16 protein-coding genes are annotated in these 22,539 nt (G+C 72.1%); 9 read left to right on the top strand and 7 right to left on the bottom strand.

What is annotated here, in order from left to right:
* Positions 1-6: 6 nt before the first annotated feature.
* Genes tssK through tagF form a run of 4 tightly spaced genes read left to right on the top strand, consistent with a single transcriptional unit; the run spans position 7 to position 6,711 of the window.
* Positions 7-1,338 carry a type VI secretion system baseplate subunit TssK gene (gene tssK, locus CK951_RS19375; RefSeq protein ID WP_096787841.1) on the top strand — a complete coding sequence of 444 codons (1,332 nt, stop codon included), beginning with the start codon at positions 7-9 and terminating at the stop codon, positions 1,336-1,338.
* Between the two features lies 1 nt (position 1,339).
* Positions 1,340-2,701: a type IVB secretion system protein IcmH/DotU gene (gene icmH, locus CK951_RS19370; RefSeq protein WP_096787840.1), complete on the top strand. Its 1,362-nt coding sequence runs from the start codon at positions 1,340-1,342 to the stop codon at positions 2,699-2,701.
* Between the two features lie 3 nt (positions 2,702-2,704).
* Entirely contained in the window at positions 2,705-6,226 is a 3,522-nt protein-coding gene (tssM, locus tag CK951_RS19365; protein WP_096787839.1) for a type VI secretion system membrane subunit TssM, read from the top strand.
* Positions 6,223-6,711, top strand: a complete 489-nt coding sequence (gene tagF / locus CK951_RS19360) for a type VI secretion system-associated protein TagF (protein ID WP_096787838.1) — start codon at positions 6,223-6,225, stop codon at positions 6,709-6,711. The genes tssM and tagF overlap by 4 nt, the downstream gene beginning before the upstream one ends.
* 24 nt (positions 6,712-6,735) lie before the next feature.
* Here the strand turns inward: tagF and CK951_RS19355 are convergent, their stop codons facing one another.
* The 4 genes from CK951_RS19355 to CK951_RS19340 are packed head-to-tail and all read right to left on the bottom strand — an operon-like array spanning position 6,736 to position 13,109.
* Complete coding sequence (locus CK951_RS19355; protein WP_096787837.1) at positions 6,736-9,039, bottom strand: type VI secretion system Vgr family protein; 2,304 nt, start codon at positions 9,037-9,039, stop codon at positions 6,736-6,738.
* Between the two features lie 32 nt (positions 9,040-9,071).
* Entirely contained in the window at positions 9,072-11,495 is a 2,424-nt protein-coding gene (locus CK951_RS19350) for an ImcF-related family protein (RefSeq protein WP_096787836.1), read from the bottom strand.
* A gap of 3 nt (positions 11,496-11,498) precedes the next feature.
* Entirely contained in the window at positions 11,499-12,359 is an 861-nt protein-coding gene (locus CK951_RS19345) for a M15 family metallopeptidase (protein ID WP_096787835.1), read from the bottom strand.
* Positions 12,360-12,362: 3 nt separating this feature from the next.
* The gene (locus CK951_RS19340) at positions 12,363-13,109 is read right to left on the bottom strand and encodes a PP2C family serine/threonine-protein phosphatase (protein WP_096787834.1); all 747 of its coding nucleotides are present in this window, start codon (positions 13,107-13,109) and stop codon (positions 12,363-12,365) included.
* 143 nt (positions 13,110-13,252) lie between these two features.
* On the opposite strand from CK951_RS19340, the gene CK951_RS19335 reads away from it, so the two are divergent.
* Positions 13,253-14,023 carry an OmpA family protein gene (locus tag CK951_RS19335; protein ID WP_096787969.1) on the top strand — a complete coding sequence of 257 codons (771 nt, stop codon included), beginning with the start codon at positions 13,253-13,255 and terminating at the stop codon, positions 14,021-14,023.
* Between the two features lie 3 nt (positions 14,024-14,026).
* On the opposite strand, the gene CK951_RS19330 is transcribed toward CK951_RS19335, so the two are convergent.
* From CK951_RS19330 to CK951_RS19320, 3 genes are read right to left on the bottom strand one after another with little or no spacing between them, the layout of a single operon-like run.
* Positions 14,027-14,953 (bottom strand): hypothetical protein, encoded by a 927-nt coding sequence (locus tag CK951_RS19330; protein ID WP_096787833.1) that lies wholly within the window; start codon positions 14,951-14,953, stop codon positions 14,027-14,029.
* On the bottom strand, positions 14,950-15,372 hold the full coding sequence (locus CK951_RS19325) for a hypothetical protein (protein WP_096787832.1): 423 nt from the start codon (positions 15,370-15,372) through the stop codon (positions 14,950-14,952). Before CK951_RS19325 ends, CK951_RS19330 begins: the two co-directional genes overlap by 4 nt.
* Positions 15,369-16,439: a glycosyltransferase gene (locus CK951_RS19320; protein WP_096787831.1), complete on the bottom strand. Its 1,071-nt coding sequence runs from the start codon at positions 16,437-16,439 to the stop codon at positions 15,369-15,371. Before CK951_RS19320 ends, CK951_RS19325 begins: the two co-directional genes overlap by 4 nt.
* A 160-nt stretch (positions 16,440-16,599) precedes the next feature.
* Between CK951_RS19320 and CK951_RS19315 the strand changes: the two genes are divergently transcribed.
* The 4 genes from CK951_RS19315 to CK951_RS19300 are packed head-to-tail and all read left to right on the top strand — an operon-like array spanning position 16,600 to position 22,529.
* Positions 16,600-16,911 carry a hypothetical protein gene (locus CK951_RS19315; protein ID WP_232520752.1) on the top strand — a complete coding sequence of 104 codons (312 nt, stop codon included), beginning with the start codon at positions 16,600-16,602 and terminating at the stop codon, positions 16,909-16,911.
* 10 nt (positions 16,912-16,921) lie between these two features.
* Entirely contained in the window at positions 16,922-19,822 is a 2,901-nt protein-coding gene (locus CK951_RS19310) for a caspase family protein (RefSeq protein WP_232520751.1), read from the top strand.
* Between the two features lie 9 nt (positions 19,823-19,831).
* Positions 19,832-20,290: a pyruvate/2-oxoglutarate dehydrogenase complex gene (locus CK951_RS19305; protein ID WP_096787829.1), complete on the top strand. Its 459-nt coding sequence runs from the start codon at positions 19,832-19,834 to the stop codon at positions 20,288-20,290.
* Position 20,291: 1 nt separating this feature from the next.
* Complete coding sequence (locus CK951_RS19300) at positions 20,292-22,529, top strand: glycosyltransferase (protein WP_096787828.1); 2,238 nt, start codon at positions 20,292-20,294, stop codon at positions 22,527-22,529.
* The last annotated feature ends 10 nt before the right edge of the window (positions 22,530-22,539 follow it).

Below are 22,539 nucleotides of genomic sequence, written 5' to 3'. Positions count from 1 at the left end.
CGACAGATGGCGGGCAACCGGGTGGTCTGGTCCGAGGGTCTGTTCCTGCGGAGCCAGCATTTCCAGCAGCAGGACCGGCACAGCGAGGCGCTGATGCGGGCGGCCCTGCGCGCCGCCCCGCTGCAGCCCTTCGGCTTCACCCGGCTCCGGCTCGACTCCGCGGCGCTCGATGCCGGGCGGATCGCGCTGGCCGAGGCCGAGGGCGTCTTTCCCGACGGCACCCCCTTCGCCATCCCCGGGGATGCCGAGCAGCCGCCGGCGGTCGCGATCCGCCGCGAGGCGCCGCCCGGCCTCGTGTCGCTCGCGATTCCCATGGAACAGGACGGCTCGGCGCTGGTCGATCCGGCGCATGCCGAACCTTCCGGTGCGCGCTACCGCGGCCAGTTCGCGACGCTCCGCGATGCGATCCGCGGCGGGGCCGAGCCCGAGGAGATCGAGATCGCCCGCCTCGCCCCCCGGCTGATCCTGCCGGGCGAGCCGACTGATGGTTGCGTGACGCTGCCCGTCGCGCGGGTCGAGGGGCTTCGGGCGGACGGCTCGGTCTCGCTGCCCGAGGGCCATCTGCCGCCCGCGCTGAACATCGGCGCGGTGCCCTGGTATCTGTCGCTGCTGCAGGAACTGGTGACGGGCCTTGACCGGGTGGCCGAGGCGCATGGCGGGCTGGTCCTTGGCGGCTCGGGGCGGTCGGTCGAGAACCTGCTGATCCTCGAGCTTGCCAACGAGGCCCGGCCGCGGCTGGCCCACCACCACGCGCAGGCGCTGATCCATCCCTGCGCGCTCTTCGGCGAACTCGCGGCGCTGGCCGGGCGGATGGCGACCTATGGCTCCTCCTCGCGCCGGTTGAGCGAGTTGCCGGTCTATGACCACCTCGATCCACAGCCCGCCTTCGCCGCGCTGGCCGACACGCTGCGCTCGCTCGCCCTGTCGCTGCGCCATGTGGAGCCCAAGTCGCGCGCGCTGCCGGTGGCGCGGCACGCCCAGAACATCTGGAAGGTGCGGATCGACAACCCCGAGATCCTGCGCTCAAGCCGGATCGTGCTGCGCGTGGGCTCGGAGCTTTCGGACGAGAGCCTGCGCCGGCTTTTCGCCGATCAGGCGACGGTCGGGGCGGCGGATGCATTCGAGCGGCTCTGGACCTCGCGCCTGCCGGGCATTCCGCTGAAGCCCCTCCATTCCCAGCCGCGCGAGATCCCCTATGACGGGGAACGGCTCTGCCTCGAACTCGACCAGAAGTCGGAACACTGGACGCAGCTTTTCGACGCGCCGGGCTTCGTGGTGGGCGTCTCGGGCGTGCTGGAGCGCGAGCCGCAGATCGACTGCTACGCGGTGAGCCGATGACATGACCGGCAAGGACGATCCCTTCGGTCTTTCCACCGATGCCGGCCGGACCCGGATCCGTCCCCCGCCGGCCGAACGCCAGCGCCGGGCGGCGGCGGCCGGACATGATGCCGGTCCCGAGGCCCGCACCCCCGCCTTCCGCCCGCGCGCCCGCAGCCATCCGAACCCGCTGATCGCGAGCTTCGCGCCGCTGCTGGAAATCGCGCCGGAACTGGAAGCCACCGCCCCGCCGCAGGAGCCCGAGGCGCTGCGGGTGCGGCTGCTCGACACGCTGACCGCGGCGCGGGACCGGGCGGTCTCGATGGGTGTTCCGCTGGCGCGCGCCGACCGCGCCGCCTGGTTCGTCGCCGCGCTGGTGGACGATCTTGCGCTCAACACGCCCTGGGGCGGGGCAAGCGGCTGGCCGCGCCAGCCCCTCGTCACCCAGCTCTCGGGCGAGGTGGACGCTGGCACCCGCTTCTTCCAGCGGATCGAGGAGTTGATGCGGCACCCGAGCCTTGATCCCGAGCTTCTGGAACTGGCGCATGTCTGCCTCGCCCTCGGCTTCCGCGGCAAGCATCGCGGCGCGCCCGGGGGAGGAGGCGCCGCACTTCTCGACCTCCGCAGCGGGATCGCCCGACTGCTGCGCGACCCCGAGGCCGAGGCCGCGCCTCTGTCGCCGCATTGGCAGGGGGTGGCGGCCCCCGACCAGCCGCCGCGCTTCGTCGTGCCGGTCTGGACGGTCGGGCTGGCGGCTCTCGGTCTGGCCGTGGCGATCTATATGGCGCTGTCGATGCAGCTCTCCGCCCGAGCGGAAAAGCTTTTCGATCTTGCTGGCCTGGTCCCGCCGCCCGAGCGCGCCTCGATCTACCGCCCCCTGCGGGAGACGGTGGCGGCGCCGCCGGAGGTGAGTGTCGATCCGGTGATGATCGAGCTTCTTCCCGCATTCCGCGCCCGCGCCCCGGCCGCCGTAGCCTCGGCCTTGCAGGGAGACGAGGATGCCGCGCGCACCCGCCTGATCCTGCGCGGCCCGGATCCCGAAGTCTTCCGCTCGGCACGCGCCGAGGTGAATGCCGCCTATCTCCCGCTGGTGGCCGCCATCGCCGCGACACTGGTCGAGAACCGCGAGGTCATCTCGGCCATACGGGTCATCGGCCACACCGACAGCGTGCCCGTCCAGCGCTCCAACCCCTTCGCTTCGAACCAAGGGCTTTCCGAGGCGCGCGCCACGACCATCGCGCGGATGCTGGTGGCGGCGGGCGTGCCCGAGGCGCTGGTCTCGGCCGAGGGTCGCGCGGATACCGAGCCTGCCGCCGACAACGCCACGCGCGAGGGCCGGGCACAGAACCGGCGCGTCGAGATCCGCATCGAGAAGAGGCTGTGAGCCATGCGGATACTGAAAAAGCTTTTCTGGTTCCTGTTCTCGCGAACGCTCTGGACCTTCCTCGGCCTCGTCCTGCTGTCGGCCCTGATCTGGCTCTTTGGCCCGCTCGTCTCGGTCGGCGAGGCCGTGCCGCTCGAGACGCCGCTCGCCCGGGGCCTCACGATCGGCGCCATCGTCGTCCTCTGGCTGTTCTCGCTCCTCCTTTCGCAGCTGCGGGCGGCCCGGAAGAACCAGCTTTTCGTGACCGAACTGGCCGAGACGGCGCCGGTCGCGGCAAAGCCGGGCGAGGCCGCCATCGCCGAGGTGGCCACCAAGTTCCGCGGCGTGCTGGACGAGATGCAGCGCTCGCGGCTCGGCAAGCGGCGCTTCCTGCGCGAGATGCCGTGGTATGTCATCATTGGTCCGCCCGGCACCGGCAAGACCACCGCGTTGCGCCAGTCGGGACTGCACTTTCCCATCGATCTCGGCGACGACCTGAAGGGCGTGGGCGGCACGCGCAACTGCGACTGGTTCTTCACCGAACAGGCGGTGCTGATCGACACCGCCGGCCGCTACGTCGAACAGCAGAGCGATCCCGAGACGGATGCCGCCGAATGGCTGGGCTTCCTCGACCTCCTGAAGCGCCACCGCGGGCGGCGGGCGCTGAACGGGGTGATCGTTGCGCTTTCCACTCGCGAGTTGCTCGGCCCTCCCGCCGAGCTGCGTGCGCAGGGGCGCGAGATCCGCAAGCGCCTGACCGAGCTGAAGGAGCGGCTGCAGATCCGCCTGCCGGTCTATCTGATGATCACCAAGGCCGACCTGATCCCGGGGTTCGAGGCATTCTTCGCCGACCTCACCTCGCGCGGGCGCGAGCAGGTCTGGGGCGCGACCTTCGCTCCCGACCAGCGGATCGACAGCGTCACGGTCGAGCGCGAGGCGCGGGCGCTCTGGCAGGCCGCCGAGGCCCGCGTCAGCGCGCGGCTGGTGGACGAGGCCACCCTCGCGCGCCGGGCCGAGATCTTCCGCTTCCCCGCGCAACTTGCCGCGGCCGAGGCGCCGCTCCGCACGCTGATCGAGACGGTCTTCGGCGAAAGCCGCTACGAGGACAGCCCATGGCTGCGCGGTTTCTACTTCACCTCGGCCACGCAGGAAGGCTCGCCCATCGACCGGATGCTGGGCGAGATGTCGGAGGCCTTCGGCATCACCTCTCCGCCGTCCGAGCGCCGCAGCCATGGCGAGCCACGGTCCTATTTCCTGAACGGGCTGCTGGCCGATCTCGTGTTCCGCGAGGCCGGCCTTGGCCGCTTCGACCGTGCGGCCGAGGAGCGGCGGCGTTGGCTCTGGCGCGGCACCGTCGCAGGCGCGGCGCTGGCGACGTCTCTGGCAGGGCTCGCGTTCCTCTTCTCGTTCCTGCGCTGGTCGGGCGCCATCGAGGATCAGGCCCGGCTGATCTCGGACCTGTCGGGCAGGCTCGCCAACGTGGCGGCACGGCAGGCGCCGACCGAGCCGCTCGACCTGCCGCTGGCGCTCGATGCGGCCACGGCGGCGGCATCGGCGCGCACCGAGGTGGCGACCAGTCCGCTCACGCTTCTCGGACCATCGGCCGAGGCGGAACTCACCCGCGCCCAGCAGATCCTCTACGACCGGACGCTCTCGAACGTGCTGGAGCCGCGGATGGTTGCGCTGCTGGAAGCCACCATGTGGCGCGAGGCGCGCAACCCCGAGTTCCTTCTTGGCGCGCTCAAGGCCTATTACATGGTGACGGGGCTTGCGCCCTACGACCGCGACTATCTTTCGATGTGGTGGCAGGAGCAGCTTCCGCAGAAGGCGGTGCTTGACCCCTTCCCGACCGAGGCCGCCCGGGCGCACCAGTTGGCGGCCCTCGACCGCGCGGGCCTTGACGACGGGGCGACGGCGCCGGACGAGGCGCTGGTCGCGGTGGCGCTGCAAAGCATCTGCACGATCCCGCTTGCCACCCGAGCCTATGGCGCGCTGCTGCAGGATCCCACGGTCACGGCGCTTCCCGAATGGATCCCGGGCGACGAGGCCGGGCCCAACGCGGCCCGGATCTTCACCCGCATCTCGGGCAAGACGCTGCGCGTCGGGCTGCCGGGCGCCTTCACCCATGGGGGCTTCCACGAGACCATCCTGCCGCTTCTGCCCGAGATCGCCGCGCAGGCGACGCTTGACCGGGCGCTCTTCGCAGGCGGCTGCGGCGGCAGCGGCGACGCTTCGGTGACGACGCTCGAGGCCGACATCCTGAAGCTCTACTCCGACGACTTCATCGCGCATTGGGACGGGCTCCTGCGCGACCTGCGCCTCGTGCCGCTGAAGGATTTCGCGACCGCAAGCGCCGCGATGAAGGATCTGGCGAGCCCCGACAGCGCGCTGAAGCGCCTCCTGCGCGCGGCCGTGGCCGAGACCGATCTCGCGCGAGTGCCGGACGAGGCTGGCGCCGCGCCGGAGGGGCTGGTTGCCGCCGCAACCAAGAGGCTCGGCAAGGTCGGCAAGCTGGTGAAGAAGGGGAGCCGCCTTCTGCCCACGCCCGCGCCCGATGCAGAGCCCCCGGGCACTGCCGTGGGCCAGCATTTCGCGCCGCTGAAGGCCGTGGTGACAGAGGTGGACGGCCAGCCGCCGCTGATCGCCGATGCGGAACTGGCACTCGGGGCGCTTGCCAACGCGCTCCAGACCGCGGCGGCCAGCCCCAATCCGCAGGCCGCGCTGACCGAACAGGGGGGCCTGCCGCAACTTACCGGCGGGCTTGCCACCGTGGCGCAGCGCCTGCCGGACCCGATCGACGACTGGCTGACGGCGCTCGCGGGCGAGACCGCGAGTGTCACGCGCGAGGCGGTGATCGCCCAGCTCGAAGCGCGCTACCGGGCCGATGTGCTGCCCTTCTGCAGCGCCGCCACGGCCGGCCGCTACCCGTTCGAGACCGGCAGCGCCATCGACGTGAACACCGCCGACTTCCAGCGCCTGTTCGGGCCGGGCGGGCTGTTCGACGGCTATACGACCGAGGCGCTCGGCCCCTACATCGACACGACGCGGCGGCCCTGGACCTGGCGCGCGGATTTCGGCATCGACCCGGCCGCGCTCGCGCCCTTCGAGAAGGCCCGGCAGATGCGGGACGGCCTGTTCGCCGGTGGGCTGGGTCCGGTCATCGGCTTCCTGCTGGAGGCGAAGGATCTGTCGCCCAATGCCGGCCGCGTGACGCTGAACGTGGACGGCCAGCAGATCACCTACATGAACGCGGCGGTGCCTCCGGTCGGCATGACCTGGCCGGGCCGGAACGGCACGAACCTCATCACGCTCTCCTTCACGCCAGTCGATGGGTCGGCCGAGGCGGTGACCTCGGAATCCGGTGCCTGGGCCTGGCTCCGCATGATCGGCAAGGGCCAGCTTTCGCCCACGGCCCAGCCGGAACTGTTCCGCCTGCGGCTCGCGGCCGGCGCCTATTCCGCCAGCTTCGACCTGCGCGCCAGTTCGGTCGAGAACCCGCTGGACCTCAAGCTCTTCGGCGGCTTCCGCTGCCCGCAGGGCCTGTGACGCGGGTGGGCTTCTTCGGCAAGCTGCCCGCAGCCGGGGATTTCGTGGCCCGCGGCCTGCCCGCGCCCTTCTGTCGTGCCTGGGACGCATGGGTCACGCGCCACCTTGCGCAGCGCCTTGGCAACGGGGCACCGCAGGGCGGGCTGCGCTTCCGCCTCAGCTCGGGCGGGCGCATGGCAGGAGGGGTGATCCTGCCCTCGCAGGATCGCGTCGGCCGCCGCTTCCCCCTGACGCTGGCGCTGGTCGGCGAAAGGATGCCCTCAGCCCCCGCCCTCGATCCCTGGTGCGCGGCGGCGGCGGCAATCGTGACCTCCGCGCTTGCACCGGACGATCTCGCCCGCGCACTGGAGGACCTGCCGCTGCCCGACATGACCCCAGCGCCCGAGAGCCCCGCCCTGCAGCTCTGGATCGCCGGCTCGCCCGCCCTCGTCTGCGACCCGGCCGCGCCGGAGGCGGCGCTGGATCGCCTTCTCGGGTCCGGATGACCACGCAGCCCCCTCGGCATCGCGTCAGTTCATGTTGACCTTCGAGCCTTTCGCAGTGATCTCGCCGCCGGCCTTCAGGTTGATCTTGCCCGAGGCGTCCAGCGTGATGTCCTTGCCCTTCAGCACGATGGTCCCGTCCTTCTTCAGCGTGACCTGCGCCGAGCCGCACTTGATCGTCACCTCGTCCTTCACGTCGAGCACATAGGTCTTGCCGACGCTGATGCCCATCGCGCCATCGGCCTTCTGCATGTCGTCCTTGGCGACGCTCAGGCTGCGCCCGCCGCCCACGCTGGTCGTCTGGTCGGCGCCGGTGCTGATCGTCTGCTTCGCCCCGATCGACACGGACTGGTCGGTGCCGATCGAGACCGTCTGCGCAGCCGCGATCGTCCAGCCGTCGCTTGCGCCGATGGAATGGGTCTGCCCCGCCCCGACCGAGACGCTGCGGCTGGCGCCAATGGTGTTGGACTGCACCGCGCCCACGGTGCGCGTCTCGGCCGCGCCGACCGAATCCACGCGCGCGGCGCCCACGGTCACCGTCTGGACAAGCGCCACGGTCTGGGTGTGGTTCATCCCGATGGTCTCCGATGAGTTCCTGCCGATCGAGATCGTCTCGTTCGACCCGACCGACAGCGAGCGGTTCGAGCCGACCGTCTCGGTGTCGTCCACCCCGATGGAGACCGTCCGGTTGCGGCCGACACTCGTGGCCTTGTCGTTCCCCACGCTTTCCGTCCGGTCATTGCCCACCGACTGCGTCGCGTCGTGACCCACGTCCTCGGCGAAGTCGTTGCCGATGGTGCGGCCCTCGTTGTTCTTGATCAGCTCGTTGTGGTCCTTCTGGGCCTGGAAATAAACCTCCTCCGAGCCGGCCTTGTCCTCGAAGCGCAGTTCGTTCCAGCCGCCGCCGCCGGGCGAGGAATTCGACTTCCAGCCCGATTGCGTGGCGCTGCCGGGCAGACCGTAGGGCGGCATCTGCTCGGCGTTGTAGACGCGGCCGGTGATGATCGGCCGGTCGGGGTCGCCCTCGATGAAGTCGACGATTACCTCCTGCCCGATGCGCGGGATCTGGATGAAGCCCCAGCCCGCCCCGGCCCATGTCTGGCTGACGCGCACGAAGCAGGACGAGTTCTCGTCCTGCCCGTCGAGCCGGTCCCAGAAGAAATGCACCTTCACGCGGGCGTGCTCGTCGGTGAAGATCTCGGCACCCGCCGGCCCCACCACCTTCGCCGTCTGCGGCCCCTTCATCAGCGGACGCGGCGTGCGCCGCTCGGGCCGGAACGGCAGGGAAAGGGGCGCTGCGGTGAACTCGACCTCATAGCCCGCATCGGCGCGCGACTGGCCCGAGCGATACTGGTCGTCCCACATCCGGTAGCGGCAGGCAGTCACCAGATAGGCGTCGTTCTCGGCCTCGCGCGGGAAAAGCTCCAGCCGGAAGGTGCGGCCGGGCCAGAGCGGCCGTGCCGTCCCCTTGCCTTCGATGCGGACATGGGCGGCCTGCAGCTCCTCGAGCCGGATCGCCGCCAGCCGGTCGCCACGCGCAAGCTCGGTATAGTCGCCGGGATAGCGGTAGCTTTCGCTGCGGCTTTCGGCGTGGTCCATCGCGGACTCCGAACGCGCCATCAGGTCCGAGGAGGGCTTGAGGAAGTCATAGTCCGACTGCGTGAAGCAGCCCTCGCGGATCACGGTCCGCGGCAGCCAGCCGGTGATGAAATCGCCCTCGCGGAAGCTGATCCGGCTGTCGGGCTCGTAGGGGAGCGTATCGGCGCCCGGCGCAGGCTTCAGCGCGGCATTGGCGTCGAACAGCACGAGGCGGTGCGCGTCCTCGTCGTGTTCAAAGAAATAGCCGATCCCCTCATGCTCCAGCAGGCGCTGGATGAAGTCGAGGTCGCTTTCGCCATACTGCACGCAATAGTCACGCGGCGGGTAGCTGGCTTGCAGCCGCTTTTCCCATTTCAGGCCCGGGAGCGGGCGAAACACCTCCTCGACGATCTCGAGGACGCTGCGGCCCTGAAAGATCCGGTTGTCGCGACGCAGGCCAAGGAGCGCCAGCACCGGCTCCACCGTCAGGCGGTAATGGGCATGGTCGTCGCGGATCTCGTCCAGCGCAAAGCCGGTGACAAGCCCGTGGAAGTGGCGCGGGGTCTCGCCGGCGACGGTCACCGCAACCCCTGTTCCGAGGATGTCGCCGGCCTTCAGGTCGAGCGACCTGCTCGCGATCAGCAGGCTGTAGCGGAACGGGCGGCCGATCGCGTCCTCGCCGTCGAGCGCCGAGAAATGCACCGGCTCGGCCGCGGCCGGGATCGACACCGAGATTTCGCGTCCGTCGGTCATCGCCGTTCTCCCTTGGGCGCGCCGGGCGCCGGTCACAACACTTGCGGGCAGGAAAGGCCGCGCGCCAGTCGTCGCGCGGCGAGCGGGTTCGCGGAGCTGTCAAAGGCCGCCTCGAGGAACACCCGCGCACCGCCCGCGCGCAGGTCGATGAGAAAGCGCCGCCCGCCGTCGCGCTCGCGCAGGCGATAGGGCTCCAGCAGGCGCAGCAGGCCCCAGGGCCCGGCCTCTGCCAGTCGCGCCTCGCCCTCTGCCGCGCGAAGGGCGATCCCGGCGCCGCGGGCGGGTTCCGGCCCCGGCCAGCGCAACCGAAGGCTGTCGCTGGCCGTCGTGACCGGCCCGCCCTGCCCACCCAGCGCGAAGGTGGCCGAGCCCTTCTCGGCCAGAGCCGTCAGGGTAAAGGGCGCCTCCGCCGGAAGGGCGCCGGCCAGCGCCGCCGCCCGCTCCAGAAAGGCCGCGGTCTCGGGCGAAAGGCCGCTGAATCGCGCCTCGGTCTTCCAGCGCCAGGGGCTCGCCGTCCGGTCGAGCGATGGCGCAGCCCGGCCGAGGAACCGCTCCAGCGCGCCGCCCGGCCCGAAGAAGGCGGCCACCGCGCCCGTATCCGCGTCCGCGCCTTCCGCCGCGAACGGATAGCGGCCCTCGACCGCCGCGCGGCAGGCGGGCAGCGCCTCGGCCTGCCAGCCGCGTGTAAGCGGGTTGGTCAGCTCGCTGCCCTGCGCGGCGCCGGCCTGCGCCAGAAGATCCTCGACGATGCCGGTCACCACGGGCGGCGCCTGCCGCAGCGTGGTGATCGAGCGCGCGCGCTCCTCGGCGCGCATCAGGCGCTGCAGGCCGGTGTCGGAGTCGCGGTCGAGACTGCCGAGCGCCACATTCAGCCCGGCGAAGAGCGCGCCGATCTGTGCCATCCCGCCCTGCTCGACATAGCGCTGCATCGGCCCGAAGGTGGCGGCGATCTGTAGCTGCAGGGGATGCGGCCGCGTCCTGTCCTCGCCGCCCGCCTGGCGCCAGACCTCGCGCAGCAGCAGCGTCAGGGGCGACCCGGGGCGCGCAAGCGTGCCCGAGACGAGAACTGCGGTCTCGGGATTGCGGAACGGCACGACGCGCAGATCGGCAAGGAAATCGGACCAGCGGGCCAGCGTCTCGCGCTGCAGAAGGTCAAGCACGCGGTCGGCGGCGTCGTTCTGCCGGGGCAGGTCCGGGCCGAAAAGGCGCGCCGCCTCGTCCCGCGCCCGCTGCACCGCAAGGCCCGCCCCGCGGTCCCGCGCATGGTTCCAGCCAGCCGGAGTGAAAAGCCCGGGCATCGGTGCGGCAAGCGGGGTGCCCGACCGCCGGAGCACCACCGCGGCCAGCCCCGGCACCGCCCGATCCGCCCGCCAGGGAGGCAAGGCCGCCGCGCCCTCGGACCGTTCGAGTTCAAGCCAGGCCCGCTCGTCCTCGGGTGCGGTGGCGGCGAAGCCCCGCGCCTGCGCCAGAAGCTCGGGATCCGGCGCGGGCAGGTCGTCCGCGGGCGGCAGAAGCACGATCGCATGGCGCGCCAGACCGGCCAGCGAGACGTCCGCTCCGGCGCGCCGCTCGGCCCAGCCGGCCAGCCACGCCGGCGAAAACCCGGCTGCCCCGCTGAGCATGGCCCAGGCGCGCACCGTGTCGTAGGATTCGGCCGGCCCGGCTTCCGAGGCGATGGCCGTGTCGATGGCCCGGGCGAGGGCCGGCGGCAGATCCTTTTGAACGGCGCGGCGATAGGCGGCCTCTGCCCGCTGCGCGGCGTCGAAGCCGAGGAGGGCCGCCCCCAGATGCAGCGGGGCGCGATCCGCCTGCACCGCAACGGCCGCGGCCGCCTCGGCCAGCCCGTCCAGCCTGCGGCCGAGCGGCTGAGCGGCCAGCGCCGCCGCCTGACGCTCGAAGGCTTGCCAGAGCTGGCGATGGAAGGTCCGCTCCACGTGCAGCGCCCAGCCCCCGACGGCGAGGCCGAAGGCCGCGATGAGAACGACGATCATCCCCGTCCAGCTGGCGGTGGCGGGAGGACGAACCGCCGTCCGGCCACTCTCCAGTTCCGACAGCCGGCGCTCGAGAAACCGCCGCGCAGCGTCGAACTCGGGGCCCGCCTCGGCGGCGCGCCGGGCGAAGTCCTGCACCGTCTGGACCGAGACGGCCCGGCCGTCGAACAGGTGACGCTGCGCCGCCGCCGACCACTCGCCGATGTCGAGCCGGCGGTTCTCGCGCGCCCGCTGGTCCACCAGCAGCGCGAGCGCAAGGCGCGCGGGCGGCACGGCCGCGGCCCGCGCCCCGAGCCGCGCCGCCTCGGCGGCGAACCGGCCGAGCATCTGCCCCGCTCGTTCCGCCAGGGCCGGCGCCCGCTCGCCCCGCGCCCGGTCGAGGGCCGCCGCGAAGGCCAGCACCGGGGCGGCGGCCCGCTCCAGCGCGTCGGCATCGGCATCGCTGCGCCACAGATCGCCCGGCACGGCTCAGATCCTCCCTTCCGCACGCCAGCGGCGGAGCGTCTCCTCGCCGACCTCGAAATGCATCGAATCCTCGCGCCCGTAGGTCGCGCCCCAGAACCAGCCCTCCTCGTTGAAATACTCGGCCAGGAACAGCAGGCCTGCCTGCGTGCCGCCATTGGCGAAGGGATCGAGCACACCTTCCAGCGTCAGGTCGATCGCCGTGCCCCACGAATGGTTCGAGATCGAGGTCGTGGAGCCGCGGATGAAGCGCGCGCAGAGCGCGCCGGCGGTGCCGACCTTGGCGTGGATATCCGGATCGGTCTCCTTCAGCCGGTCGAGCACGCGGGCGAGGCTGTCGAGCGCCGGGCGGATCATGCTGACGGTGATCGGCCCGACCTGCCGCTGCTCGATCAGGCCCTTCAGCGCGGGGTTCGTCACCGGCTGGCAATCGGTGCCATAGCTCGCGCGGGGCGACCCGAGCAGTTCCAGCATCACGCGGTTGCGCGGCTGGGTGATGCCCTTGTTGAAGCGGGTACGGGCCAGCTTCATCTCCTCGGTCAGGGCCTCGGTCGGCGCGTTCTCGAAATCCTCGTCCAGGGGCAGCGCGACCGGGGTGACGGCAGGCGCGGTAACCGGAGCGCGATTCGCAAGCAGGCTCGCCTCGTCCCGCAGCCGCCCGAGGTCGGCGCGCAGCGTCGCCAGATCGCCGGCCAGATCCTCGCGCGCCTGAACGGCCTCGGCCAGTTGCCGTTCCAGCCGGCTCAGGCGCAATTCGGTGCCGCCGTCCGCCGTATCGAGCAGCGTCGTCACCACCGCGAAGGCCATCGCCGCCAGAATGACACCTATCGCGACGATGATCGGGGCGACGAGGCTGCGCGGGTCCATCGTTCACGCCCCGCCGATCTCGACGACGATGACCGAGACATTGTCCGGCGCCCCCGCGTCGAGCGCGGCGCGCACCAGCGCAAGGCAGGCATCGTCCGGGGAGGGGGCCGCGCGCAAATGGTCCTTGATCGCGGGTTCATCGACGCAGCAGGTCAACCCGTCCGAGCAGAGGAGCAGCCGGTCGCCCGCGACAAGCCGGGTCGAGACGGTATCCACCTCGACCGCGTCGCCGACCCCCACTGCACGGGTCACGACATGGGCGTCGGGATGGCTGCCGACCTGCGCCACCGACAGCGCGCCGCTGTCGATCAGCGCCTGAACCACGCTGTGGTCGCGGGTCAGCGGCCGCAGACGGCCCTCGCGCAGCAGATAGGCCCGGCTGTCGCCGACCCAGGCGACGTGAGCCGTCCCGCGCTCCACCGCCAGCGCCACGACTGTCGCGCCCATGCGCAGGATGCCGCGCCGCCGCGCATGGGCGAGGATGCCGGAATGGGCGGCCTCGATCCGCGCCGCCAGCGCGGCCGGCACCAGCGCCCCGTCCGGAAGCGTCTCCAGATGGTCGATGACGATATCGGCGGCCACGTCGCCGTGACCATAGCCGCCCATGCCGTCCGCCACTGCCCAGACGCGGCCGGTCGGGTCGGTCAGGATCGCATCCTCGTTGCGCTCGCGGCGGCGGCCCCGATGGGTCAGCCCGCTTCCCGTCACGCGCGGCAGGGGCAAGGGAACGGCGGTGATCGGCCCGGTCATGAGGCGGCTCCCCCGCGGACCATGCGGGCCGGCGGCGGCGCTTCCGGCTCGAACATGGCGCCTGTCCAAAAGGGTGAAACGAATGCGCAAACATGATAACCTGAATCATTCTTTTCATGATGCCCTTTTTGCGGGGTTTCCCGATGCGCCTGCCGATCCTTCCCGCCCTTCTCTGCTGCACGCTCTCGGCGCCCGCGGTCCCGGCGCAGACGCTGTCGGACCAGGATCTGCTCGCGCTGTTCCAGCGCCAGAGGGACACGTTCCGCGCGGCGGCCGAGGGCGGCCAGGGCGCCACGCGCGGGCTGAAGCTCGTGACGCTGGACGGCGCCGGCGCACCGCCTGCGGCACCGGGGGCGGCGCCTGCCGCGCTTGCCGTGCCCGACCTTGCTACCGTCGCGCCCGCGCTGCCCGGTGCAGAGGACGGGTTGCCGGTGACTGGCCAGCGGCCGGGTCTGGCCGAACCCACGGCGCCGGACCGGATCCTGACCGGCGCGCAGCAACCGGCCGCACCTCCCCCGACCACGGAAGAGGCCACGCAGGTTGCGGCAGTCCCTGGCACCTTCGGCCTGTTCGATCCCGAGCTTCAGGTGAATGTGCGCATCCGGTTCGACTTCGACTCGGCCACGCTCGGCCCGGACCAGAAGCCGCTTCTCGCGCAGCTCTGCCGGGTGATGACATCCAGCGACATCGGGCTGTTCCAGATCGTCGGCCACACCGATGCGGCCGGCACGGATGCCTACAACGAGAACCTCTCGCGCCTGCGGGCCGAGGAGGTGCAACGCTACCTCGTCACCGATTGCGGCATCGCCCCCGCCCGGCTGCGCGCGGTGGGCATGGGCGAGCGGTTCCTGTCCGACAGCGCGAACCCGCGCAGCGGCGAGAACCGGCGGGTGGAGTTCCAGGCGCTCAGCTGAGACTCAGGCCACGGCCATCGGTCCCGGCGCTCGCCGGCCGCGATAGGCCGACTTGAAGAAACGCGAGGCCTCGGCGTCGAGGTCGGCGATCTCAAGCCCGAGGTCCGCGCGCAACCGCTGGCCCAGAGCCAGAAAGGTTGCCCGCCTTTCATCACCCACCCCCCAGCGCGGCAGGATCTCGTCGGCCCAGAACCGCCGGAACCAGTCGTAATCGGCGATCCGGCGATGGTCGAACCCCTCGAGCGCGGTCATCGTGCAGCCGAGGCGCGCGCCGAACATCGCCCAGTCGCCATTTTCCACATCCGCCCCGACCGAGCACCAGACCCGGAGCCGTTCGTGGTTGCCCGCCCCGATGTGGCGCAGCAGTGCCTCGGCGCGCGGCAGGTCGGGGAAGGCGTCATGGGCCAGCACGCCTCCGGCAAGATTGAACTTCACCCCCTCGCGGAAGCCGGCCCGGAACGCCTGGAACGGCGTCGCGGTGACATGGACCTCCGAGAGCACGCGGTTGACCTGATAATAGGACACCACCCAGCAGAAATCGACCGAGGCCTCGGGTCGCCGCGCGTGTTCGTGGGTGCGCAGCGTCCGCAGCGTCTCGCGCGGCCAGATCTTCACGCCGCCGTTGCCGTATTCCAGCGCGTTCAGCGCATTGCGGGCGCTGAACGAAAAGACCGAGCCACGATCCCGCGGCGCGACGTCGAAGCGCCCGTCGAGGAAGGCGGGCTCGGTCAGCAGGTTGTCGGCATCCACGGTGACCACATGCGGCGAGGCGGCGATCTCGCCCGCGCGGCGATGGGCGGCGTCGAAGCCCTGCACGCCATGGACGCGCAGCGCGCGGGGCAGCGCCGCGGAGAGGGCCGCGAAATGCGCCTCGGCATTCGGCTCGTCGAAACTGAGGAAAACCACGTCCGAGGCGGCGAGGTCGATCATGACGGCCACTCCGCGTGGCGGCCAAGGTGGACGATGGCCGCCGGCTGCCACTTCGCCACGAGCAGCGTTCGGCGGTGCGCGAGGTAGCTCGCCCAGTCGTCGTCCGGCGCGAAGGGCGCGTTGGCCGCGGCGTTGGGCAGCACGTCATAGGCGAAGCCCGCCGTGCGAAGCCCGCCGAAGCGCAGCATGTCCACGACAAGGACGGGGACCATCCCCTGTTCCTGCGCGACCTCGCGCGCCACCGGCAGCAGCGGCTCGACCTCGGGCCAGTCGAGCCCGGTCAGGTCGACCAGCATCAGGGCAAGCGGCCGGCCGGGCCGAAGCGCGCCGGCAATCACCGGGCTGTCGAGGTTGAAGGGCCATGCATCCTCGTCGGCAACCGGCCTGCGCGCATCGGGGATCGGGCGGCCGGAGGTCATGGCGCGGCCCCGACCCGCGGCGGCCCCGCCGTGGCAAGCAGCGAACCGAACAGGTCGCGCCATGCCGCCGCAACGAACCGCAGGTCGCGCGCCGCGGCAAGGGCGCGTGCCGCTTCACCGCGCCGTGCCCAGACCTCCGCCCCCTCCCCCAGCGCGGTGGCTATCGAGCGCGCCAGCCCCCCCTCCTCGGCCGGATCGTAGAGAAGGCCGGTGCGCGGCGGCTCCACCACGTCCCGCAACCCCGGCAGGTCGGGGCCGACCACCCCGCGCCCCAGCGTCGCCGCCAGCACGGCCGAGCCCGAGGTCAGCGACCGGTCATAGGGCAGCGCCACCAGATCCGCGGCGGCATGGCAGCGCGAGACGACCTCGGGCGGCGCGAAGCCCGGAAGGACAAGGATGCGCCCGTCGCCCGGGTCCGCAGGCACCGCGCCCGGCACGGCCTCGCCCGCCAGCAGCAGCCGGTCCCGCGGGCCGGCGACGCTGCGGAAGGCCGCCGCCAGCGCCCCGGGCTGCTTGTAGGCCGCGAGCCGCCCCGGCAGCAGCAGCACCATCCGCGCCTCCGCCAGCCCCAGCGCCTCGCGCGCCGGGTCGCGGTGCAGGACCGGATAGGCACCATCATAGGACGCATGGGGGATGATGCGCACCTTCCCGGGCGGCAGGGCCAGCACCCGGCGCGCGGCGGCCAGCGCGGGCAGCGAGTGAAGATGGATCGCATCCGCCAGTTCGACCAGACCGGAGCGCAGGTCCGCGATCGCGGGGGCCAGCGCCTCGTTCCGCGGCTCGAGGTTGTGCAGCGTCCAGACGATCCGGCCTCCCCGCGCGCGGAAGGCCAGAAGGGCATCCAGGAACGCCTCGGCCGAGCCGCCCGGCGTGGCGAAGACCGCATGCTCCCAGTGCAGATGGAAGAGCCCGCGCGCGGGCCGGGCCAGCGCATCCTCGATGGTGCCCGGCTGCGGATCGAAGGTCGGGCCAAGCGCGCCGTAAAGCAGGCTCTGATACGGGTTCGTCCCGCTGTAGTCGGGGAACCAAGTCAGCGGACAGGGACGGTCAGGCGGATACCGGAACATGCCGGAAGCCTCCCACGACTCGGGGAGATCCAGCGACAAAATTCTGCAATCCCGCAATAGGTAAAAACCCGATTCATCTTTCTTGACCGGAATCGGCTTCTGGCTTCTACTTGAGGTTTAGGCGGCTTTCCGCAACCCGCGTTTCTCGAAGGAATTGATCATGGCCAAGTGGATGCTGGGCCGGGTTCTGACGTTCGTCGGCGTCATGGGCGCGACTTTTGGCGGGGCCGAGGCCCAGACGCAGGATACCCGCGCCTTCGCCAGCGAAACCGCCGCACGCAACTATCTTCGCCAGTACCCCACCGGGCCTCTGGCCAAGGCCGCCTTCCTTGCGCTGGTCGAGTTCCGGCTGCTGCGCGAGAATCCCGGCCTTTCGCGCGAGCAGATCATTGCCGGCTACGGACGCACGGCGCGCGGACCCGGAGTGCCGCCGGGCCGCCCGGCGGGCGCTGCCTCGGCCGCGCTCTACTAGGACAAGGATCATGTCCCGCGCCCTTCACCGGTGCATGGCGGGACGGGCGATCCTGCTGGCGCTGTTCGCAGGCGTGCCGGCCTTCGCGCAGGAGGCGCCGCTGCTGTCGGGCACCGCGCCGCGCGTGGCGATGGTGATCGGCAACTCGGCCTATTCCAGCGTGCCCGCCCTTCCCAACCCGGCGCGCGACGCGGAACTGATCGCCGAGAAGCTCTGGCAGGCCGGCTTCGAGGTGATCGAGACCATCGACGCCGACCGCGAGACCATGCTCGCCGATCTCGCCACCTTCCGCAGCCGCCTGCGCCCCGGCAGCGAGGCGCTGTTCTACTACGCCGGCCACGGCGTGCAGATCGGCGGGCGCAACTACCTGCTTCCCGTCTCCGTCGCGCCCTCCTCGGTCGAGGAGCTGAAGCTGCAGTCCGTCGATGCGCAGATCTTCGTGGACGTGATGGCGCAATCGGGCGCGCGGCTCAACCTCGTGCTGCTCGACGCCTGCCGGAACAACCCCTTCACATCGATCACCGCCGAGGCGAGCCGGGTTATCGAGACGCGTGCGATCTCGATCGGCGGCACGCGCGAGCAGGTCTCCCGCGGGCTTGCCGACCTGTCGCAGGCCAGCAGCGGCGGGCTGGCCGAGATGACCGCGGGCGGGGCCGAGGCGCTGATCAGCTTCGCGACGGCGCCGGGGGCGGTGGCCTTCGACGGCTCGGGCCGGCACAGCCCCTATACCGACGCCCTTGCCCGCAACATCGATGAGCCGGGGCTCGAGATCGTGGACCTCTTCCGCCGGGTGCGCGGCATGGTGCGCGAGGCGACCGCCGGCGAGCAGATCGCCTGGACGACGAGCACGCTGGAAAGCCGCTTCTACTTCCGCCCACCGCAAGGCGACCTGCGGCAGACCACGACCGGCATGACGACCGACTCCGACACGCTGGGCGGGCTGCCGCCCCGGCGCGTGGTGGACCGCACCTTCTGGCGCGCGATCCGCGAGGCGAACCGGCTCGACGCCTTCACCGCCTATGTCCGCACCATGCCCGACGGCGCCTTCGTCGACGACGCCCGCGCCCGCATCCGCGAGCTTGGCGGCGACCCGGAGGCGATCGTCGTCTCGGACACCTCGCTGCCCGCGACGCGCGGCCTTGTCCTCGCGCCCGCCTCGGCCCGCGAGGAGATTGCGGCGAGCCTTGATCGTCCCGTTCCCGCCCTGCCGATCGGGACGGGAAGCGCACCGCTCGAGGTTGCGCCGCGGCAGGGGGCGTGGGTGCATGTGGGCGAGGCGCCGAGGCTCGGCGAACTCAGCGCGGGCGGCACCGGGCTTTCGGCGGGATCGGTGCGATGGATGGCCGAGGGCGAGCGGTTCGACTACCTCCCGGCGGTCGGCTCGAACGGCGGAACGGACGGCTTCCGCGCCGAGACGCTGCTGGACGGCGGCACGACCGAGCCGCTCGCGGCCGAGGTCGAGGTCTATGTCGATGCCTGCGACATGCTCGCCGGGAACCCCTACGACAGCCAGCGGGTCACCGCAGGCACGCGGCAGTTCATCCTCGACCGCAACTTCGACGCGGCCATCGCGGTCTGCGAGATCGCGGTGGAGAAGCACCCCGAGATCGTCCGCTTCTGGGCACAGCTTGCCCGCAGCTACCGCGCCGCCGGTCGTTACGACGAGGCGCTGCACTGGCAGCAAAAGGCGGTGGACGCGGGCCATGTCTCGGCGATGGTCTACCTCGGGCAGATGTATCTCGACGCGCAGGCGGTGCCGCGCGACCCGGCCCGCGCCAGGGCGCTGTTCGAGGAGGCGGCGGCCAAGGGCGAGACCGCGGCCTTCACCGCGCTGGCCTGGATCTGGCGCGCAGGGGTCGGCGTGCCGCAGGATCATGCCCGCGCGCTCGACTACTACCGGCAGGGCGCGGCGCGCGGCAACGACTGGGCGATGGCCAACATCGCCGAGTTCCACCAGAAGGGTCTCGGCATCCCCCGCGACCCGGCCGAGGCGGTGCGCTGGTACACGGCCGCCGCGAAAAGCGGCGAGCTGACCGCGCAGACCCGCCTTGCCCGGATGTATCAGACCGGCGACGGCATCCCGCGCGACTATGACGAGGCCCGCTTCTGGTTCGAGACCGCGGCCGGGCGCGGCGTGCCGAATGCGCTGACCCGGCTGGGCCTGATGTATGAGGAAGGCCAGGGCACGGCGCAGGACATCGAGGCCGCCGCGCGCCTCTACACCCGCGCCGCGCGGGAAGGCGACGGCGAGGGCTACTTCCGCCTTGGCCGCCTGATGGCCGCAGGCCACCCGCTGCACGACGATCCCGCCCGCGCCGCCGCCCTGCTGGAACGGGCGAGGGCCGAGAAGGTGCCGGGCGCCGCGCGCGAGCTTGGCCGGCTTTATGAAAGCGGCCGCGGCGTACCGAAGGACCTTGCCCGGGCGCGGGATCTCTACGCGGCGGATGCGGCGACCAGCCCTTGGGCCGCCCGCGATGCCGGGCGCGCCTATGCGTCCGACGACGGGGCCGCGCCGGATTTCGCGGCGGCGGCCCGCTGGTTCCGGGTTGCGGCCGAGGGCGGCGTGCCGCGGGCGGCCCTCGACCTCGGCCGGCTGCACGAGGCGGGCACGGGCGTGCCGCGCGACGCGGCCGAGGCGCTGGTCTGGTATGCGACGGCGCTGGCCCGGGCGGCCGAGGATCCGACTCTGGCCGAGGCCGCCCGGCGCGCCGCAGCACCGCATCCGCAGGAGGACCACGTGCGGGCGGCGCAACTGCTGCTGAACCGGCTCGGGGCGGACGTGGGTCCGCCGGACGGCCGGATGGGGCCGGCAACGCGATCGGCCCTTGACGCCGCCTTCACCCGCCGCGGCCTGCCGCCCCGCGCCAGCGTCACCCTCGACACCCTGGCCGAACTCTCGGCCATGCAATAGGAGACCGCCATGCCCCGCCCCCTCCTTCCGCTGGTGGCCACGCTGCTCGTCCTCGTCTCCTGCGCCGACATGCGCGAGGCTCCGGTTCCGGCCGCGGACGAGGTGGCGCGGCTGAAGGCGCTGGGGTTCGTCCCCTTCGCCAGCGCCGGACAGACGCAGGTGCTGCGCTACAGCGGACCGGTCACGCCCGCCGTGCTCTGCCGATCCGGCGCCGGGGGATACGCGGCGCTTCCCGCCCGGCGCCAGCTGGCGGACGGCACCAGCCAGCGCATCGAGCTCGACGCCTACCTGCAGCTCACGCCCGGGGCGGACGGCACGCTCGCCGCGTCGGGGCGCAGGGGCGTCTATGCGGTCAGCATCCTGACGCAGCCGCCCGGCTCCCGCCGGACGGGAGAGGTCGAGATCATCACATTCGAGCCGGGCGGCAGCGGCACCTCGCGCTCCGGCCTGACCTGCCGGCCGGCGTGACGTGGCGGCGGTCCGGCTGGATCTCTGCGTTCTGGCCGATGTCCGGGTGGGGGACGTCGCGGCCCCCGCACATGCCGCGGCCATCGCCGCGCTGGCGCGGGCCGGCTACCGGATCGGCGTGCTGCCGGTGGCACCCGAGGCGATCCGGGCCGAGCCGTGGCGCCTCGACCCCGGCCATGCCGCGCTGTTCGAGTCCGGCCATGCCGTGCGGCTGTCTGCACGGGCAAATGTGGACTGCACGCTTGCGCTGGCCTTCGACGCGCGGCTGTTCGCGGCGCGCCCCATGGCGGAGGGCCGGATCCGCTCGCGCCATCGCCTCGTGACGGTGGAGCGTCCGGCCGCGCTGGTCGGTCCCCGCCTCAGCCTCGACCGGATGGAGGCGGCGGCGGCCGTGGTCCTCGGCGGCACGCCGCTCTGGGCACCGACAACGGCCATCGCGCGCGAGGCGCTGGTCCATGCGGCCCCGGACTGGCAACTGACGGAAGAGGACTGGCCCTCCGTCGCCCCAGACCTTCCCGTTCATCCCCGTGCCGCGGGCCGCAGCCGGCCCGCGATCGGCAGCGCCCGGATCTCGGCCGCGCGGCCGACGCTGCTCGACACCGGCCTGCCCGAGACGCCGCCCCGGCTGCTGCTCTGGCGCCTGCGCGGCAGCTCGATCCCCGACTGGCCCCGGCCCGCCCCGCTGGAGGTCTGGCCCGAGGACCGGGTCGACATGGCGGGGCTCCTCGCGCAGGTGGACCTGCTGGCCAATCCCGACGAGGCCGCCGACGATCCCTGCCCGGTCGAGGCCCTGCTGGCGCTTCGGGCCGGCGTGGTGCCCTGCCTTCCGCCGGAATACCGCCCCGTCTTTGGCGCCGCCGCGCTCTACGGCCGCCTGCACGACCTGCCCCGCCGGGCGCTGGACCTCGACGCGGACCGTGGGCTGCAGGCCGAGCTGGCCGAGGCCGGCCGCGACCTGCTGGCCGGCCCCTTCGCATCCGGGACCTTCGTGGCCCGGGTGCAGGGCATGATCGGACCGCCGCGGCGGGACAGCTTCGCCCCCGCCGTCCATGCGACACCGCCAAGCCGCGTGCTCTTCCATTCCACCAACGGCGTCGGCATGGGACACCTCACGCGGCAACTGGCCATCGCCCGCCGGCTGCCCGAGCGTCTTCGGCCGGTGTTCCTCAGCCATTCGCAGGCGGTCGACGTGGCGCGCTCCTTGGGGTTTCCGGCCGAGCATCTGCCCTATCACGCGGCCTCTGGGCAGAACCGGGCGCACTGGAACGCCCATCTTTGCGAGGCGCTGGAGTCGATCCTTGCCTTTTGGCGCCCCTCGGCGCTGGTCTTCGACGGCAACGTGCCCTTCGTGGGCCTGCTGGACGCGTTGGACCGGCGACCCGGGATCGCGCGGATCTGGATCCGCCGCGGTCTCTGGGGCCCGAACCGCGACATGGACGCGCTGGAGCGCGGCCGCGCCTTCGACCTGATCCTCGAACCCGGCGACCCGGCCGCTGCGCTCGACGACGGCCCGACCGCCGACCGCCGCGCCGAGGTTCGGGACGTGGCGCCGGTTCGCCTGCTCGACCCCGCGGAAATCGCGGAGAGGTCGGCGGCCTGCGCGGATCTCGGCCTCGATCCGGCGGATGTGAACGTCCTGATCGCCGCGGGGTCGGGGAACAACTTCGACATGGGCGGCATCGTGCGCCGCGCGCTGGACCTGCTGGTGCATCGACCGGGCATCGGCGTCTGCCTCGCGACATGGATGATCTCCCGGGACCGGCTCGACCTGCCAGGGGGCGTGGCAAGCCTTGCCGGCTATCCCTTCGCCCGCTCGCTCGACGCCTTCGACTTCGCCATCGCCGCGGCGGGCTACAACAGCTTCGTGGAGCATCTGGAACGGGGGTTGCCGACGATCTGGACCCCCAACGAACATGCCGAGCAGGACCGGCAGATCCTGCGCGCGCGCTTCGCCGCCGAGGCGGGCGCGGGGCTTCTGGTCCGCAGCACGGAACCGTTCCGGCTCGAGGCCGCGCTGCGCCTCATGCTCGATCCCGACCGGCGTGCGGCGATGCGCGAGAACGGCCGGCCGCTGACGGAGGCGCTGCGGGCCGCGAACGGCGCCGAAGCCGCGGCCGCAGCAATTGCCGGGCTGTGCGACAGCACGATCGTCCGGCAGAGCCCGACCGTCCGGGACGCGCAGGCATCGGTATCCGCCTCCCCGGCAGGTCCGCCCGAAGTTCCGGCGGGGGTGTGGTGATGGAGGGTTC

The sequence above is a fragment of the Rhodobacter sp. CZR27 genome, from assembly GCF_002407205.1.
Taxonomy (GTDB): Bacteria; Pseudomonadota; Alphaproteobacteria; order Rhodobacterales; family Rhodobacteraceae; genus Cereibacter_A.
Note: the sequence above shows the minus strand (reverse complement) of the source record. Positions and strands in the feature narration are given on the sequence as shown.

What these genes read in the sequence shown, in the direction of transcription:
- tssK (WP_096787841.1), top strand. Translation starts at nt 7, where the DNA reads ATGGCGGGCAACCGGGTGGTCTGGTCCGAGGGTCTGTTCCTGCGGAGC.
- icmH (WP_096787840.1), top strand. Translation starts at nt 1,340, where the DNA reads ATGACCGGCAAGGACGATCCCTTCGGTCTTTCCACCGATGCCGGCCGG.
- tssM (WP_096787839.1), top strand. Translation starts at nt 2,705, where the DNA reads ATGCGGATACTGAAAAAGCTTTTCTGGTTCCTGTTCTCGCGAACGCTC.
- CK951_RS19355 (WP_096787837.1), bottom strand. Translation starts at nt 9,039, where the DNA reads ATGACCGACGGACGCGAAATCTCGGTGTCGATCCCGGCCGCGGCCGAG.
- CK951_RS19345 (WP_096787835.1), bottom strand. Translation starts at nt 12,359, where the DNA reads ATGGACCCGCGCAGCCTCGTCGCCCCGATCATCGTCGCGATAGGTGTC.
- CK951_RS19340 (WP_096787834.1), bottom strand. Translation starts at nt 13,109, where the DNA reads ATGACCGGGCCGATCACCGCCGTTCCCTTGCCCCTGCCGCGCGTGACG.
- CK951_RS19335 (WP_096787969.1), top strand. Translation starts at nt 13,253, where the DNA reads ATGCGCCTGCCGATCCTTCCCGCCCTTCTCTGCTGCACGCTCTCGGCG.
- CK951_RS19330 (WP_096787833.1), bottom strand. Translation starts at nt 14,953, where the DNA reads ATGATCGACCTCGCCGCCTCGGACGTGGTTTTCCTCAGTTTCGACGAG.
- CK951_RS19325 (WP_096787832.1), bottom strand. Translation starts at nt 15,372, where the DNA reads ATGACCTCCGGCCGCCCGATCCCCGATGCGCGCAGGCCGGTTGCCGAC.
- CK951_RS19320 (WP_096787831.1), bottom strand. Translation starts at nt 16,439, where the DNA reads ATGTTCCGGTATCCGCCTGACCGTCCCTGTCCGCTGACTTGGTTCCCC.
- CK951_RS19315 (WP_232520752.1), top strand. Translation starts at nt 16,600, where the DNA reads ATGGCCAAGTGGATGCTGGGCCGGGTTCTGACGTTCGTCGGCGTCATG.
- CK951_RS19310 (WP_232520751.1), top strand. Translation starts at nt 16,922, where the DNA reads ATGTCCCGCGCCCTTCACCGGTGCATGGCGGGACGGGCGATCCTGCTG.
- CK951_RS19305 (WP_096787829.1), top strand. Translation starts at nt 19,832, where the DNA reads ATGCCCCGCCCCCTCCTTCCGCTGGTGGCCACGCTGCTCGTCCTCGTC.